The following is a 14,928-nucleotide window of genomic DNA, read 5'->3' on the forward strand; positions in this document are numbered from 1 at the left end:
TGTGATCAGAAAGATATCAGGCGCAATTTAATGGGAGAGAGCAAAATGACTAATCGACGGACTTTTTCTGGAATGGCGGTGGCGTCTATAACGCTCGGGATGTCATTGACAACGCCGAAGGCCGCAGATGATTTGGTTTCAACATTTCAACCTTTTGCACCTGGTGACATCTTTGTCGCTGCCACCATTATGGATGTCCCAACGGACGATCACATGGGGACGGGGCGGATTTTCCAGTATGACTCGGATCTCAATCAGAAGGGTGTGCTTTATACCAAAGGCACCAAGCATAAAGTTGGCGGTTTATCTGTGGCACCAGATGGGACGCTCTGGGCTTTTGCACAGGGCACACCCGCAGTGGTCGAAATCGGTACCGATGGTGTCCAAAAGCCTGTACGCAAATTCTCCGACCGCACTTTGAGCAGCGTCACCTTCGCGCAGAACGGCAGCCTCTTATTTGGGGAGCATCTCATCGGCAAAGAGATTCAGATCGCTTCTAACACCACGGTTTTCAATCTATTGCCTGGGCGCGACGTTATTGGCGATGGCTGGGTCTTTAAGTTTAGTTCAGATGCTCAGTTGCTCGAAGAATACCCCACCGAGGTTCACGGCGGCGTTGCTGGCATCCATGGCGTAACCTCTACTGTGCTCACCGACAATGACACACGCATAATCTATATTTCTGAAACCGGTAATCGGGTAATGCAATATGATCTCAAGAATCGCACACAACTGCCTGATCTTAAGGTTTTTGATGAAGATGAAAATGTGTTCATGGTGCTCACCATGATGCAGATGCTGGATGGCTCTTTGCTCATCAGCACAGGTAATGGTTTGGTATTGCTTGATCAAAACACCGGCGATGTTGTGCGCTATTATGACATGGACAGTTCAGGATGGGCTGCCAGCGCACCGTCTACTGATGGCAAGAACATGATTGTTGGTAATTTTTTCACCGGCCAGGTTGTGCTTTTGAGCATCGAGACCGGCGAAGTGGTCAAGAGCGCCTATATTGGACAAAATAATTCATTGTCTGGTGTTGCACAGTTTCCCGGATAACATCCTTTTAATATATCAGTCGAATAATTATTCGAATACAGGGACTTCAAAAATGACTTTCAAACGCATTGGCCTTTTCGTTGTCGTACTGCTCGCTGCTGTGGTGATTTATTCGTTCATTCCCAATCAATACCCCGTCTATGAAACGCAGGTGAGTCCGCCTCCAGAAGGGGGGCATCATGTTTTGATTTTTGGGGCCACTCGTAACTCGGGTCTGGAAACGGCAAAAATTCTTAAGGACCGTGGGGATCGCGTGACCGCTTTTGTTCGAGAATCCTCTGATACCTCAGATCTAGAAGCCCTTGGTGTTGAACTGGTTGTCGGTGATGCGCTTGATCTGCCTTCAGTGCAGGCAGCTTTTGTTAATAAAGACTACACATCAGTCGTCACGACTATTGCCTGCTTTAGTTGCGACCCCCGGCCAGATTATTTAGGCAACCGTAATATTTTTGATGCGGCTGAGGCCGCAGGTGTTAAGCGCATGGTCTTGATGACAACCATAGGCTCTGGCGATAGCTATGATGCTGCACCATTGCCAGCAAAGCGCTTTCTAAAAGATATCCTACCCCTGAAAACGCAAGCTGAGAATCATCTTATGTCCAGTAGTCTCGACTACACCATTATCCGCCCGGGTGCTCTGAAGTCCGATCCTGCGACTGGTCGGGCCTACTTAAGTGAGAGCCGTGAAACGTCCGGTCTTATCAATCGAGCAGACCTGGCAGAGTTGGTCGTCAACGTCATTGATGACAACGGGACCATCGGCAAAATTTTAGCTGCTGTAGATGCAGAAATGGTGTTTCCGTGGGACATGATCTAACCGAAGAGAAATGCCTCTGACTAAGACTTTTTCATAACCAAAGGCGTTGACATTTATATGTCGCGGTCTTCGGCTATGTAAGGCATCATCTCTTTTGGTATCAGCGCAAGGGGGCATCGGATGAGTGACCAAACGCAAGTCAGCGTCGGGGAAGAAGATTATCCCGATGAAAAATATGCTTGGTATGTGATGGCTGTGTTGGTCATTGCCTATGCGTTTTCATACATTGACCGCACGATACTAACTCTTCTGGTCGAACCGATCAGAGCCTCACTGGATATAACTGACACCCAAATCAGTCTGCTGCATGGCTTGGCGTTTGCGCTGTTCTATACATTGCTAGGTATGCCCATCGGTTGGCTGGCAGACCGGGGTAATCGTGTACGCATCATTTCAATCGGTATCTTTTTGTGGAGCATGGCGACTGCTGCGTGTGGTTTGGCCAACTCCTTTCTGCAAATGTTTATCGCCCGTGTCAGTGTTGGCATCGGTGAAGCGGCGTTATCGCCCTCGGCTTATTCGTTGGTCACCGACTATTTTAAACCGGCAAAACTTTCCCGCGCGTTCAGCGTCTATAACACTGGCCTTTTTATTGGCTCTGGATTGGCACTGGTCATCGGTGGCGCAATTATTGAAATTACACCGGCGCTTGACCTGCCCGTTATTGGGCATCTTGAGCCGTGGCAGGTGACGTTCATGTATGTCGGGTTGCCAGGCGTGCTGGTTGCGCTTTGGGCGCTGAGCCTCCGCGAACCAAAACGCTTAGGCACAACAGGCGAGTCTGAACTGCAACTAGGTCTTGGCGGGCATATCCGGCGGGCCATACGCTTTATGTCGACACGCCCGAAAGCCTATGGGTATCACTTTCTCGGCTTCGCGATGTACGCCTTTATTTGGACTGGTACCGCCGCGTGGATACCCACACACTTCATTCGGAATTTCGGTTGGACACCGGGTGAGGTTGGTGGAAGCTACGGTCTCATTGTTGTGGTGTTTGGGCTGTTAGGAGTCACCGCAGGCGGCATGCTTGCTGGATACTGGCGTCAGACGGGCAAAGTCGATGCAGAAGTTAGAACTGGTATTGTCGGTGTACTCTGCACCTTGCCTTTTGGGGTTCTGGCTCCTCTGACAGACAACATCACATTGGCCCTTATTGGCATTGCTGGCCTGACCTTCTTTGCCAGTTTCCCCTGGGGGGCAGCCACTGCCGCATTACAATTGATCACGCCGAATCGCATGCGTGCCATGATCTCTGCCGCGTTCCTGTTCTTTGTTAATCTCGCGGGAATAGGTTTGGCGCCAACCGTTGTTGCTGCAATTACGGATTTTGTGTTCGGCTATGATGAAGCGGTCAGATACTCTCTCTCAATCTCTGTTGCTGTCGTTGCGCCGATCTCGGCATTTTTTCTATGGCGCTGCCTTGCGCCATACCGCGCCGCATACCAGGAAGTAATGGCATCCAAGATTTGATCGAGCAGCCTTAATCGAAAGCAGCGAGGGTTTGTGAAAGCTCACGCATGTGCGTAATCACTGCGTCTGCACCAGCTTTCTCAAGGTGAGTGTTATGCCCTGAAAGGCAGTGACCACCACCGGTAAAGCCAATCACAGTCATGCCTGCTGCTTTTGCGGAGGCGACACCATGCACACTATCTTCCACTGCGAAGCAATCGATAGCTGGAATATCGAGTTGTGCGGCAGCATGCAGATATAAGTCAGGTGCCGGTTTTCCGTTCTCCACCTCTTCACCCGAGTAAATATGCGGATCGAAGGTCGTAAGCAGGTCTATTTTCTTAAGTTTGAATCTTAGGCGTTTTGGTCCAGATGAGGATGCGACGGCTAAGGGGTTGTTAATTTTTCTTATCGCCTCCCCAACACCTTCAATTGCAGTCAATTCTGAATCTATTTTCTTCGTTTCATCTGCGAGCAATGTGCGGACAAAATTTTCCGATAACCGCACACCAAACGTATCAAAAAGGTCTGCGTCTAGTGTGGTGAAAAACGCGTCCATTGTCGTGCCGATAAATCGATGGATGTACTCATCTTCTGTATAGGTCAGGCCAAGCTTTCGTGCGGCGGCTAGGCCGATCCGTACAGACTGTATCTCGCTGTCCACCAGAACACCGTCACAATCAAAAATTACTGCTTTCATTTGTCTTTCTCTAACAGGGCCTCTGCTGGTCGTTGACCGCTCGCCCGCCTTCACTTATCTCTGAGTGTACAGATCATAAAGTCTATTTCTGAAAATAGGGAGCACACCATGCGCGCAGTTGTGATTACAGAAAACGGCGGACCAGAAACCCTTAAAATCTCCGATATTCCTAAGCCTGAACCGGGCGAGGGGCAGGTATTGCTTCAGGTCGCATACTGCGCGTTGAACCCCCTAGATACCCATGCGCGCGCGGGTCGCATCAAATGGGGTGTGCCAGATATGCCTTTTACATTGGGATATGAATATTCTGGTCGGGTCGAGTCCGTTGGTCCTGGTGTCGATGCTGATTTGATTGGCAAGCGGTTTGCTGTTGCTGGGTCTTGGGGTGGCTGTGCTGATTATGCAGTTGCGGCCAAGTCTTCCTTGGTGGCAATTCCGGACGAGTTTCACTGGACCATTGGCACGGTCTATTTCACCTCTACTTTCACGGCTTGGCATATGCTGCATACTATGGCGCGCGTGCAGGAGGACGACGTGGTCGTCATTCATTCTGCCGCTGGTGCTGTTGGCGTGATGACAACGCAGATTGCCAAAGATGCTGGATGTAAAGTGATCGGTCTTGTCGGAAGTGCTGAAAAAATCGCCTGGGCCGAGCAGTTTGGGGCTGATCACCTGATCAACGAGCGCGAAGACGCTGATTGGCCCGCCACGGTCAAAAGTCTCACGGACGGTCATGGGGCCGATGTCATTATTGATGGAAATGCAGGACCTGATGCACCTAAGAATCTTGCGTGTCTCGCGCCTCTGGGCCAAGTTATTTACATTGGCGCGATGGCGGGTCAAGCACCCGAGGTGAATATCTCTGGGTTAATTGGGGCGTCGGCGGGGGTGCGTGGTTTTGTGCAATATCACGCCATGGCCAAAACCAAAGGCGCTGAGTTCGCAGAAATTCATTCAAAGCTCGATAAAAAAGACTGGATTTATCCGCTTAATCCCGTTCGGCCGTTGAGTCAGATCGCCCAAGCCCATGACGATTTCGAAAACCGACGCACAACGGGCCGCACGATTTTCACGGTTGGTGGTCAGATTTAGATAAAATCAAATAAAGCGTGAGTTGTCCGGTAACTTGTTCTTATCTGCGCGGACGTTTACTCCATCATTTATCAATGACTCTGTAGTCCCCGGTTGGGACATCTGTTTCTGGTTTATCAAACTCTTCGGTGAGCAGGCCGCGGCGCAAGAGTTCTCGAATGGCGGCGGCGCGTGTCGGCATGCGGTGCGTGAAGCGCCAGTCATCGATTGCCTTTAGCTCGTCGTCATCGAGCATAAGTTGCAGTTTTTCTGTGCGCTTGAGTGGTTTTTCATCAGGCATGGACAACGCTCTCGTATCGTGAAGATTGCGAAACTTACTCCAGTTACATCAGCAACTCCAGTTACTATACTTGCAGGCTTTGTGTAAGTAATCTAGTGTACGTATATTGTTACTATTCAGTATATTAAGTAATCTGTACTATATACGTACACGTTTTTTATTGAAAAATATAAACATGGCGCTAATATTTGCGGTGTTACGTAAATCGAAACACCAGAGGAGACCATGCAAGCCATCCTAAGAATTGTCACCGAGCAAGACCTGCGTGACTATGTGTCAGGTCGCTTGGACGAAGATGGCAGAGGCGCGGTTTTTCAACTAATGAATGAAGATCGTTCGGTGAGAAATTTGATTTCTCAAATTTCGGAACAATCTCGTTCTTCAGCATTTTCCGATGCTGGTCACGCGCAAAACACAAGCAAAAATAATTAATACTGCGCGTATGACCTGCGCTTTCATCAGCGCGGTCTAGGATTTCGATTTTTCACACACCGATTAATAACTCTCGAAAGGAGCACGCGAGATGAGTATTACAGTTTTAAATCCAAAAGCTGACGTTGTTGAAACCAAGACCGGTATTGCACCTACAGATCAAACGCGTCTTGCTAACGGTCTGTCTGGCTTGCTGTCTGATACCTATACACTAATGATTAAGACCCACGGCTATCACTGGAACGTCGTTGGTCCGATGTTTCGTACTGTCCACCTTATGACAGAAGAGCATTATGAAGATCTTTTTCAAGCGGCTGATGACTTGGCTGAGCGAATCCGTAGTCTTGGCCATCCGGCCCCGGCCAGTTTCACCGATATGGCAGCCTTGACGGTGATTGAAGAAGAGAAGGGGTCTCCAACGGCTCAGCAGATTATTGAAACTCTGGTAGATGATCATGAAAAAATTGTGCGTCGCTTGCGTGAAACCGCCGAGATTGCCGGCGACCTGAAAGATTCGGTCACGGCCGATATGCTGACGGAACGCATGCAGTTTCATGAGAAAGCCGTATGGATGTTGCGCTCAACGCTGGCCGAGTAATTCTCAAAAGCCATTAAGCCGCCGCTAAGAAAACGAGGGAGTCATGTGTGAACGTGGCTCCCTTGCAGCTGTATTAAATGATAAAGTATTGCGATGACATATTCACCTCAAGTAAACGACCCGCCAAATCCAGAAACAGCAGACGGAAAAATACGTCGTGTTGGCGTTGAACTTGAATTTGGGGGGGTGACAGCTGAACGAGCGGCCCAAATCGTCCAATCCGTTTGCGGCGGTGAAATTAAGGCGCTTTCAGAGCATCGCTACAAAGTAGATACGCCGGATTTTTCTGAGTTTGTCATTGAAATTGATAGCCAATACGCGCACCCGCGCGAAGAGTGGCAAGATCCGGCGGATGCAGACTCTTTTTTTGCCGAAATAGACAAATCCGTCAGTAAGGCTGTGGGCGATCTCAGTCAAGGGATTGTGCCGACTGAAATTGTCGGTCCACCGATGCCCTACACGGAGTTGGACACGTTTTCTCCTATCTTGGATGCTCTCAGAGAGGACGGAGCGCGGGGCACTGACCAATCTTTTGTGGCTGGTTTCGGTCTTCACCTAAATCCAGAAGTCGCAAGCACGAACCCCAAGGACATAACGAGCGTTTTACAAGCTTATGTTATTTCCTCGCCAGATTTGCGGGCCTCCATCGAGGTGGATTTAACGCGCAGAGTCTTACCTTTCATAGATCCGTTCCCGAAGTCGTATATGCACCTGCTCCTCGCATCTGATTACCAGCCTGACTTAAAGCAACTCATTGATGACTACTTGGAGCATAATCCGACCCGCAATCGGGAATTGGATCTATTACCTCTGTTTAAACACCTCGATGAAGATCGCATCGTTCAGGCGCTCAACGATGCGCGAATTAAAGCCCGACCGACCTATCACTACCGCTTGCCCAATATGAAATTGTCCGATGACTCCTGGTCTGTGGTGACAGAGTGGAATCGTTGGGTTGAAGTGGAACAACTGGCCGCGGACGCTAAGGCTTTGCGAAAAGCGGCGGATGCTTTTCTCAATACCCTCGCGACGGACGACAGTTTCTGGCATCGGGTTTTTGGTTCTGCGGAAGATAAATCATGAAGCCCAAGATCGCCGTCACCGGCCCCAGGCGTGGCGGTAAACTTCTCACTTGGTTGAACTGTTTGGCGATCTGGCGCGCTGGTGGGACTCCCATTGCAACCCGTCCTGGCGACGAATCCCAACTTGCCGACATGGATGGGTTTCTTATTGGCGGCGGCGAGGATATCGACGCCGTATTATATGATGACGAGTTGCGATTTAAGGCCGTACCAGATGGTGAGCGTGATCGTTTAGAGCTTGAGGCTCTGGCCGTTGCCGATAAGAAGGGCTTGCCTGTCTTTGGAATTTGCCGTGGCTCACAGCTTATGAATATTTTTCACGGCGGTACTTTAAACCAAGATAGCTACGTGCAACACGGTGGTCCAAGGCGTCACCGTTCAATCTGGCCACGCAAAATGGTTAAGGTTTATGAATGGAGTTGCCTGTTCGACCTCATAGGTGAGGGCGATTGTATTCGGGTAAACAGCCTTCATCACCAGTCAGTAGAGCGGCTCGGCGATGGGCTAGAGGTGTGTGCCCGGGATACGCTTGGGATCACCCAAGGGATTGAACACCGCGGCGACCGCTTTTATGTCGGCGTCCAATGGCACCCCGAAATTCTGTTTTGGCGAGAGGATCAGGTGAATGTGTTTCGTGGCTTGGTTGACGCTGCCGCCTAGTATCTGATCCGGTTACCTCTCAGGTCGGCGGTGCGGGTTTACTTTGGCGTATTTACGCGGTCCGTGAACGTCGCAACATCTTTGTTAAACCGTGCCGGGTCTTCTAAGAATGGCGCGTGGCCTATCCCCTCATAGCGCGCAAGCTCTGAACCTGGAATGAGCCCTTGATTTACCACGCTTAATTCAAACTCAACAACCGCATCCGCGTCGCCGTGAATAAGCAGCGTCGGCAATGTAATTTTACCCGCCAAATCCTCGTAGGAGGTTTGATTGGCAAACATCGCCATGCGCGCATAAGCTGGCATCATCATGTTATACACAAGCGCCTCCCGCTGGGTTTCTGCATCAAGCGGTTTTGCCGATAAGCTCTCAACAAAAGCCGATGTGCCGTCCAGGTTTTTAGCGACGTCCGGTGACATCATCATACCCATACGGCTCATCATCTCAGCTTGTTCAGCCGTCATCTCAGCGCTGAATGAAGAGCCGCCAGACAAAGACATAGCCCCCGCCGCAAAAACCAAACCTGAGACATCTTCCATGCCGTGATGCCGCAAATAAGCCGTCATCACCGAGCCGCCAAAAGACCACCCGACCAATACCGGCTTATCCAGATTCTTAGTGGCAATAACGGCGGCGACATCACTACCCCAATCCCGGCTTTCATAGTCCTCGGATGTCCAGGGTTTACCCGATGCTCCATGGCCGCGCAGATCAAACGCCACCATCCGGTACTTGGATTGAAGGCCCGGATCATCCAACTGCATTTTCCACGATAAAATACTTTGAGAAAAACCGTGGATAAACAAAATCGAAGGACCGTCAGGATTGCCGGTTTCAGCCACAACCAAAGGTACGCCATCTTCCGCTGGAATAGTCTCGTAAACCCAGTCGGTGGCGTGGGCGGTCCAAGACATAAGCATCGCTGAAATTATACCACCTAGAAATATTCTCATCGTTGCGTCCTCAAGTTCTACGGTTCAGCTTACACCATATATCTGACCATAGCATTATAGAGCACAGAGTGTGCAGCGCCCGGTTCTGATCTGAACGTATTTAAGGCGTTTCAGCATCATACTCATACGTCTAGGGGCGACAGGGGCCTTGTCCTGGGTTAGGGTTCAGCCCCGTTCAATTGAGTGTTTCCCGTCTCATGTGGTCTCAAATTCGCGGTTATCCGCTGCAAGCCTTTATCGTCTGCCATTTGGCCTATTTGTTCAGCCAAATAGACTTGGCGTTATTCTCATACGCTTTGCCATCCATCCGGGAGACCTTTGGCGTGAGTCTTCAGGCTATGGGCTGGGTCGTGGCTGTGTCCTATTCCGTGGGCGCTATTTTGCAGGTTTATATCGGCACGCTAACGGACAGATTTGGTCGCAAACATATGTTGATGATCATCACTGTAACGTCCTCACTGTTCATTGCCGCTCATGCCATTGTGCCTGAGAGTGCAGCACAGATAGTGGTTGGGGGTGTTGCGTTCTCGCTGGGTATCGTTGTTATGACGATCTTGCGGGCTTTTGCGATTTCTTCGGGTGGTGCGTTGTATCCCACCACCGGGGCAATCGTCACCGAAGAGGCACCGGCACGGTATCGCGGCATCATGGCCGGCATGTTGCAAACTGCATTTCCTCTGGGAGCCTTCTTTGCGGCTTTGTTCGCTGCGCCTATGCTAGAATCCTATGGCTGGCGCCCGCTTTTCCTTGTCGGATTGTTGTCTATCCCTTTTATTTGGGTGATTCATAAGTTTCTGCGAGAAACCAAACGTTTTGAGGGTCATAAAACCGAGGCGCAAAAGACTTCCTCTTCCGGTCAGTCCAGTCAGGCGAAAGTGGCGGCGTTGTTCGCCCCGGATATACGGGTGCGCACGGTCACCTTGTTCATCGCTCAGTTTATTTTTGTGATCGCCTATGGGGCTGCCTCGCTGTGGTTGCCGACATTCTTGATTGAGTCGCGTGGTTTAGCTCAGGCCGATGCCACCTATATTGTCGGCTATGCCAATGCTGTGGCCGTCGTCGGCTATGTCGTGGCGGCTGTCACCGGTGAATTTGTGCTAACCCGCCGCACCACAGTGACCCTCTTTACTTTGTTGGGTGCGGCTGCATTTCTTAGCATGGTGTGGTTTACGTCCGGATATTGGGACACCCTCATCGTGTTGTGTATCGCGACGACGTTCTTTTACGGCACAGCTGCTGTGAAGTTCGCCTATATCGCCGAGGTTTTCCCAACGCATCTGCGGGCCACGGGGCTTGCGGTTTGTTCCAGTTTGGCCGTGAACCTTGGCATTGCGATTGGACCTTTGGTCGTCACCTATGGCGTTCAGTTTTTCGATTGGAACATGACCTTCTCGGTTGTCGTGGGCATTCCATTGGCAGTGGCCGGGTTGTTATACTTGAGACTTAAGCCAATACCGTCGGGCCTAGAAGTTGAGGAAGTTGATCGCCAAATGCGGACGCAGACCTAACGTAAACCCAGACACATTGAACCTAGAATTAAGAATGCGAGACGGAGAAAAATTATGAAGGGATGGCTGGTCGAGGAATTTGGTGGCCCAGAAGTGATGCAGTGGGCCGATATCCCAGACCCCGTGCCCGGTCCAGACGAAGTGGTGGTCGATGTGCATGCGTCGGGCGTCAACTTTGCCGAGACGCGTATGCGCGCTGGAACGTACACAGGCTTGGCCTCGCCGATCATACTTGGGCTCGAAGGTGCGGGCGTTGTGTCCGCCATTGGCGCGAGCGTCGACAGTTGTGCGGTGGGCGATAAAGTCTTTTTCCGTGGTCGCGGGTCTCATGCCACGAAATGTCTGATTCAGGACTACCATGCGTTTCCATTGCCCGATGGTTGGACGTTTGAGCAAGGGGCTGCGGCTGGTGTGGGCTGGCTCACCGCATGGCACGCTTTGCACATCGTGACCAAAGCCCAGCCCGGTGAAAAAGTTCTCATTGAAGCTATTGCGTCATCGGTCGGCACGGCTGCCTTGCAAATCGCGAAAGCCAAAGGCTGCTGGGTGGTCGGAACTGCGAGTCAGGACGAGAAACTGGCCAAAGCCACCGCGTATGGCTGCGATGCGTTGATCAATTACAAAACCCAAAACGTCCATGAAAGGGTGATGGAACTGACCGAAGGCAAAGGCTTGGATGTTGGTTGCATGACCATTGGCGAAGAAACCGCCTCAGATCTGATCGAATCTATGGGTCATGAAGGCCGCATTGCGATGTACGGCTCCACCGGCGGTCGCATGGTCACTTTTAGTTTGAATATCGGTGCCCGCAATATCCAGCTTCTCTCAATGAGCATTGATAGCTCAGCGCGATATGTACCTGAGACTATCCCAAGCTTCCGCAATGAGGCGATCCCGATGTTTAAAGATGGCACGTTCCGTCCCATCATCGATACCGTACTGCCTGTTTCAGAAGTGGCCAGAGCCCACGAGATGGTCGGCGAACGGCATCACTTTGGTAAAATCATTCTAGCCGTGCCTCAGGACTAATAGGCGCCCGGCGTTCGGAGGGGCTATGCTTCGCGTTCTCTTAATCGCACTGGCTACAACTCTGCCCGCTCATGCGGGTGTCTTAGATATCTACAAGTCGTTGCGTGGAGAAGAAGATGTCAATGTGACCTATCCCGTCGTGCTGGACAGGCCGGGTCGGATGATTCCGCTTGCGGTGCGTGTCACCTGGCCGGCGGGTGCTGGGCCTTATCCATTGGTCGTGTTTTCACAGGGCGCTTTATGTCCGAAGAATATGTACACAGCCGTGACGGACCATTGGACGTCCCATGGTTACGTCACAATTTCACCGCTGCATCTTGATTCAGAATCCAACGGTTTCGGGTTTCAGGACCTTGCAGGTAAGGACTTGGTTGGCGAACGCGTCCAAGACATGAGTTATATCTTGGATATGCTGGACAACATTGAGACCGCAGTCCCAGGCTTAAAAGGAAAAATAGATCGCGATCATATTGCGGCGGCAGGCCATTCTTTCGGTGGTCAAATTGCGCTAACCATGACGGGCCTTGATATAGTTGATCCGAACACTAGCGAACTCCTGGATGTCGCTGATGATCGTTACGATGTGGCTGTGGTGCTGAGTGGTGTCGGACCATTGCCGAACATCGCCGAGGGCGCTTTCGCACGTTATACGGGGCCTGTTTATTCTTCGGGTGGCACGAAAGATTTGGGCGCGACAGGCAGGGGACCGGTACATCCTTGGCCCTGGCGTATGGCCGCTTATTTTGAAACCCCTCCGGGCAATAGCTATGGCGTTGTGTTGGACGAGGGGGATCACTACTACGGTGGTCTCATCTGTCGCGAAACAGCAGGAGGAACCCCTGACCACGAAGGCCTCTCCATCATTCGGGGCACATCCACAGCGTTCCTAGACGCGTATCTCAAAGACGATGCCTCTGCTCAAGATTTTCTTGAGAACGCTGAGGTGCAATCCCTGACAAATAACCGTGCGAGCCTGGAGCGCAAGTAACTCTGGGCCTCAATACTAACGCTTAAATTAAGGAATATGATATGACCGACCGTAAATTGCACCCTGACACGCTCGCGCTTCATGCTGGTTTTCGGTCTGACCCAGCCACCACGTCCGTTGCCGTCCCCATTTATCAGACGACGTCTTACGAGTTTCGCGACACGGAACATGCGTCCAATCTCTTTGCGCTCGCTGAGCTTGGGAACATCTACACACGCATTATGAACCCGACCAATGACGTGCTCGAGCAACGTCTCGCCGCTTTGGAAGGCGGCGTTGCGGCCCTGGCAGTTGCCTCAGGCCAGTCTGCATCGACCTTTGCGATCCTCAATCTCTGTCAGGCCGGCGACAACTTTGTCACGTCCACGGATCTTTACGGTGGCACGTGGAATTTGTTTGCCAATACGCTGAAGCAACTGGGGATCGAGGCGCGCTTTGCTAATCCGTCAGACCCGGAGTCTTTCCGCAAGCTGACCGACGACAAAACCCGCTGCTACTATGCGGAAACGTTGCCCAACCCGAAGTTGGAAGTGTTCCCCATTAAAGAAGTGGCTGATATTGGCCGCAGTCTTGGCGTACCTCTGATCGTCGATAACACGGCGGCACCGCTGATCTGCCGTCCTATTGATCATGGTGCCGCCATTGTTATGTATTCCACCACCAAATATATCGGCGGTCATGGCACCTCTATCGGGGGTGTAATTATCGACAGTGGCACGTTTGATTGGGAAGCCCATAAAGAGCGTTTCCCATTGTTATCTGAGCCTGACTCTAGCTATCACGGGGCTGTCTGGATCGAAGCGGCGAAGCCGCTTGGACCAATCGCTTATATTCTTAGAGCGCGTGTTATTTTGCTCCGCGATATTGGGGCATCGATGAGTCCGATGAATGCTTTTCAGTTCATCCAGGGCGTAGAGACCTTGCCGCTGCGTATTCGTAAGCACTGTGAAAATGCGGCCACTGTTGCTGCGTTCCTTCAGAGCCATAGCAAAGTTTCACGGGTCATTTATCCTGGGTTGATGGACGGCGAGGCACGCCGCCGAGCCGATACATATTTGGCCGATGGTCACTACGGTGGCTTGTTGGGTTTTGAATTAGACGGTGGCGTTGAGGCTGGTCGTAAGTTTATCGATTCACTGGAACTGCTCTATCACGTTGCCAACATTGGTGATGCCCGGTCCCTGGCGATTCATCCCGCCAGCACCACGCATTCCCAATTGTCAGTGGAAGATCAGGCTGCCACAGGAGTCACACCTGGATATGTGCGCTTGTCGATCGGCATCGAACATGCCGCCGATATTATCGCGGATATTGAACAGGCCCTTGGGAAAGTCTGAAGTCTAAAGGGGGTTTGTAGCTGCGACTCCTTCAGGCCCAGAAATAAAAGCGGCCTCGGGAAAAAACGGAAGCGCCGGGTAAGAGGCCGCGGCTATTCCAATTCTCTCTGACCGAGGCCGCAACCGTGATCCCGATGAGGGAAAACGGAACTTCAGCAATTCGGGCCAGCTTGGGTCAAAGGGGCCGGACCTTATGCCACCATTGGGTGGGTCCAGTCCGGCCATGCGCTGACGGGCACGGTTAGAACCTAACACTTTGTGGGAATTATTCCCACATTTATTTTTTTATTTATTTTGCGGTGGGTTTTGCCTGGAATTCCGTCCTAAACGGCGATTTCAAAGATCATGCCGGTCCGTTGCGCCAGATTCTTTTTGTCCAAATCCGGCCCATGAGCCTCATTATCTTTGACGTTTTCGGTGGCGAGATTGCGAGTCGTCTCGCTGCGCAGAATCACCACCATGTTGGTATCGGCTTCCAAAGCGAACGGGAACTCGTGCCAGGTCCCGATATGCATGGTGAACCCGGCCTGACCGTCGAATCGAAAAGCTTCCAAGGTCTCCACGTCCGGCATTTCGCCTTCGGTCGGGGCGCCAAAAACGGCTACAAAAGGTTTTCCGCCCAAGGGGATAAAGGTTTGGGTATGTTTGAAATGGCGCTCCAGGTATTTCAGTTCAAAGGCTCGGGGCTGGAGTGTGGCGAGAGATAAACAAGTGTCGTCGTCTGATTTAAAGTCCACGGGTGCTGAAATGGCCACGGCGCCCTCGTAAAAGTCACTCACGCCAACGGGCGCTCCGGTTCCGGCGCCTAAAATTTTGCCGTAGGGGGCAAGGGCCTCAGGTGTTGCTGGTTTGACCTCTAAGGTCCGACGTTGAAGGGATGACCCGTCCATGGTGTGCTCCTTTAAATATAAATATGTTTGAAAACACTGTAACGCCAGCCATCA

The 14,928-nt window shown here is 51.4% G+C and carries 16 protein-coding genes; 12 read left to right on the forward strand and 4 right to left on the reverse strand.

Features of this window, described 5'->3' with window-relative positions; all coding sequences use genetic code 11:
- Nucleotides 1-45: 45 nt before the first annotated feature.
- From RIC29_06540 to RIC29_06550, 3 genes are all read left to right on the forward strand, one after another.
- Nucleotides 46-1,059, forward strand: a complete 1,014-nt coding sequence (locus tag RIC29_06540; protein MEQ8734562.1) for a hypothetical protein — start codon at nt 46-48, stop codon at nt 1,057-1,059.
- A 52-nt stretch (nt 1,060-1,111) separates the two neighbouring features.
- Nucleotides 1,112-1,876, forward strand: a complete 765-nt coding sequence (locus RIC29_06545) for an SDR family oxidoreductase (protein ID MEQ8734563.1) — start codon at nt 1,112-1,114, stop codon at nt 1,874-1,876.
- A gap of 120 nt (nt 1,877-1,996) precedes the next feature.
- Entirely contained in the window at nt 1,997-3,346 is a 1,350-nt protein-coding gene (locus RIC29_06550; GenBank protein MEQ8734564.1) for an MFS transporter, read from the forward strand.
- Nucleotides 3,347-3,356: 10 nt separating this feature from the next.
- Here RIC29_06550 and RIC29_06555 read toward each other — a convergent pair whose 3' ends face one another.
- Nucleotides 3,357-4,025: an HAD-IA family hydrolase gene (locus tag RIC29_06555; GenBank protein MEQ8734565.1), complete on the reverse strand. Its 669-nt coding sequence runs from the start codon at nt 4,023-4,025 to the stop codon at nt 3,357-3,359.
- A 108-nt stretch (nt 4,026-4,133) separates the two neighbouring features.
- Between RIC29_06555 and RIC29_06560 the strand changes: the two genes are divergently transcribed.
- Nucleotides 4,134-5,117 (forward strand): zinc-binding alcohol dehydrogenase family protein, encoded by a 984-nt coding sequence (locus RIC29_06560; GenBank protein MEQ8734566.1) that lies wholly within the window; start codon nt 4,134-4,136, stop codon nt 5,115-5,117.
- 64 nt (nt 5,118-5,181) lie between these two features.
- Here the strand turns inward: RIC29_06560 and RIC29_06565 are convergent, their stop codons facing one another.
- Nucleotides 5,182-5,397, reverse strand: a complete 216-nt coding sequence (locus RIC29_06565; GenBank protein MEQ8734567.1) for a hypothetical protein — start codon at nt 5,395-5,397, stop codon at nt 5,182-5,184.
- Nucleotides 5,398-5,622: 225 nt separating this feature from the next.
- Here RIC29_06565 and RIC29_06570 point away from each other — a divergent pair, with 225 nt between their 5' ends.
- From RIC29_06570 to RIC29_06585, 4 genes are all read left to right on the forward strand, one after another.
- The gene (locus tag RIC29_06570; protein MEQ8734568.1) at nt 5,623-5,829 is read left to right on the forward strand and encodes a hypothetical protein; all 207 of its coding nucleotides are present in this window, start codon (nt 5,623-5,625) and stop codon (nt 5,827-5,829) included.
- 91 nt (nt 5,830-5,920) lie between these two features.
- On the forward strand, nt 5,921-6,427 hold the full coding sequence (locus RIC29_06575) for a Dps family protein (GenBank protein MEQ8734569.1): 507 nt from the start codon (nt 5,921-5,923) through the stop codon (nt 6,425-6,427).
- Between the two features lie 93 nt (nt 6,428-6,520).
- Nucleotides 6,521-7,510: an amidoligase family protein gene (locus tag RIC29_06580; protein ID MEQ8734570.1), complete on the forward strand. Its 990-nt coding sequence runs from the start codon at nt 6,521-6,523 to the stop codon at nt 7,508-7,510.
- Nucleotides 7,507-8,169, forward strand: coding sequence for a type 1 glutamine amidotransferase (locus tag RIC29_06585; GenBank protein ID MEQ8734571.1), 663 nt, complete (start codon nt 7,507-7,509; stop codon nt 8,167-8,169). Before RIC29_06580 ends, RIC29_06585 begins: the two co-directional genes overlap by 4 nt.
- A 38-nt stretch (nt 8,170-8,207) precedes the next feature.
- Here the strand turns inward: RIC29_06585 and RIC29_06590 are convergent, their stop codons facing one another.
- Nucleotides 8,208-9,122 carry an alpha/beta hydrolase gene (locus RIC29_06590; protein MEQ8734572.1) on the reverse strand — a complete coding sequence of 305 codons (915 nt, stop codon included), beginning with the start codon at nt 9,120-9,122 and terminating at the stop codon, nt 8,208-8,210.
- 197 nt (nt 9,123-9,319) lie between these two features.
- On the opposite strand from RIC29_06590, the gene RIC29_06595 reads away from it, so the two are divergent.
- Genes RIC29_06595 through RIC29_06610 form a run of 4 tightly spaced genes read left to right on the forward strand, consistent with a single transcriptional unit; the run spans nt 9,320 to nt 13,984 of the window.
- Nucleotides 9,320-10,630, forward strand: a complete 1,311-nt coding sequence (locus RIC29_06595) for an MFS transporter (GenBank protein MEQ8734573.1) — start codon at nt 9,320-9,322, stop codon at nt 10,628-10,630.
- 54 nt (nt 10,631-10,684) lie between these two features.
- Complete coding sequence (locus RIC29_06600; GenBank protein ID MEQ8734574.1) at nt 10,685-11,659, forward strand: zinc-binding dehydrogenase; 975 nt, start codon at nt 10,685-10,687, stop codon at nt 11,657-11,659.
- Nucleotides 11,660-11,684: 25 nt separating this feature from the next.
- Nucleotides 11,685-12,647 carry a hypothetical protein gene (locus RIC29_06605; protein ID MEQ8734575.1) on the forward strand — a complete coding sequence of 321 codons (963 nt, stop codon included), beginning with the start codon at nt 11,685-11,687 and terminating at the stop codon, nt 12,645-12,647.
- A 41-nt stretch (nt 12,648-12,688) separates the two neighbouring features.
- Entirely contained in the window at nt 12,689-13,984 is a 1,296-nt protein-coding gene (locus RIC29_06610; protein ID MEQ8734576.1) for a PLP-dependent transferase, read from the forward strand.
- Nucleotides 13,985-14,307: 323 nt separating this feature from the next.
- On the opposite strand, the gene RIC29_06615 is transcribed toward RIC29_06610, so the two are convergent.
- Nucleotides 14,308-14,874, reverse strand: coding sequence for an ureidoglycolate lyase (locus RIC29_06615; protein MEQ8734577.1), 567 nt, complete (start codon nt 14,872-14,874; stop codon nt 14,308-14,310).
- Nucleotides 14,875-14,928 lie beyond the last annotated feature (54 nt).

This window comes from Rhodospirillaceae bacterium (assembly GCA_040219235.1).
In the GTDB taxonomy this organism is placed as follows: domain Bacteria; phylum Pseudomonadota; class Alphaproteobacteria; order Rhodospirillales; family Rhodospirillaceae; genus WLXB01.

Bases quoted from the DNA above. Each gene is read 5' to 3' on its own strand.
- RIC29_06540 (MEQ8734562.1), top strand. From the start codon at position 46: ATGACTAATCGACGGACTTTTTCTGGAATGGCGGTGGCGTCTATAACG.
- RIC29_06545 (MEQ8734563.1), top strand. From the start codon at position 1,112: ATGACTTTCAAACGCATTGGCCTTTTCGTTGTCGTACTGCTCGCTGCT.
- RIC29_06550 (MEQ8734564.1), top strand. From the start codon at position 1,997: ATGAGTGACCAAACGCAAGTCAGCGTCGGGGAAGAAGATTATCCCGAT.
- RIC29_06555 (MEQ8734565.1), bottom strand. From the start codon at position 4,025: ATGAAAGCAGTAATTTTTGATTGTGACGGTGTTCTGGTGGACAGCGAG.
- RIC29_06560 (MEQ8734566.1), top strand. From the start codon at position 4,134: ATGCGCGCAGTTGTGATTACAGAAAACGGCGGACCAGAAACCCTTAAA.
- RIC29_06565 (MEQ8734567.1), bottom strand. From the start codon at position 5,397: ATGCCTGATGAAAAACCACTCAAGCGCACAGAAAAACTGCAACTTATG.
- RIC29_06570 (MEQ8734568.1), top strand. From the start codon at position 5,623: ATGCAAGCCATCCTAAGAATTGTCACCGAGCAAGACCTGCGTGACTAT.
- RIC29_06575 (MEQ8734569.1), top strand. From the start codon at position 5,921: ATGAGTATTACAGTTTTAAATCCAAAAGCTGACGTTGTTGAAACCAAG.
- RIC29_06580 (MEQ8734570.1), top strand. From the start codon at position 6,521: ATGACATATTCACCTCAAGTAAACGACCCGCCAAATCCAGAAACAGCA.
- RIC29_06585 (MEQ8734571.1), top strand. From the start codon at position 7,507: ATGAAGCCCAAGATCGCCGTCACCGGCCCCAGGCGTGGCGGTAAACTT.
- RIC29_06590 (MEQ8734572.1), bottom strand. From the start codon at position 9,122: ATGAGAATATTTCTAGGTGGTATAATTTCAGCGATGCTTATGTCTTGG.
- RIC29_06595 (MEQ8734573.1), top strand. From the start codon at position 9,320: ATGTGGTCTCAAATTCGCGGTTATCCGCTGCAAGCCTTTATCGTCTGC.
- RIC29_06600 (MEQ8734574.1), top strand. From the start codon at position 10,685: ATGAAGGGATGGCTGGTCGAGGAATTTGGTGGCCCAGAAGTGATGCAG.
- RIC29_06605 (MEQ8734575.1), top strand. From the start codon at position 11,685: ATGCTTCGCGTTCTCTTAATCGCACTGGCTACAACTCTGCCCGCTCAT.
- RIC29_06610 (MEQ8734576.1), top strand. From the start codon at position 12,689: ATGACCGACCGTAAATTGCACCCTGACACGCTCGCGCTTCATGCTGGT.
- RIC29_06615 (MEQ8734577.1), bottom strand. From the start codon at position 14,874: ATGGACGGGTCATCCCTTCAACGTCGGACCTTAGAGGTCAAACCAGCA.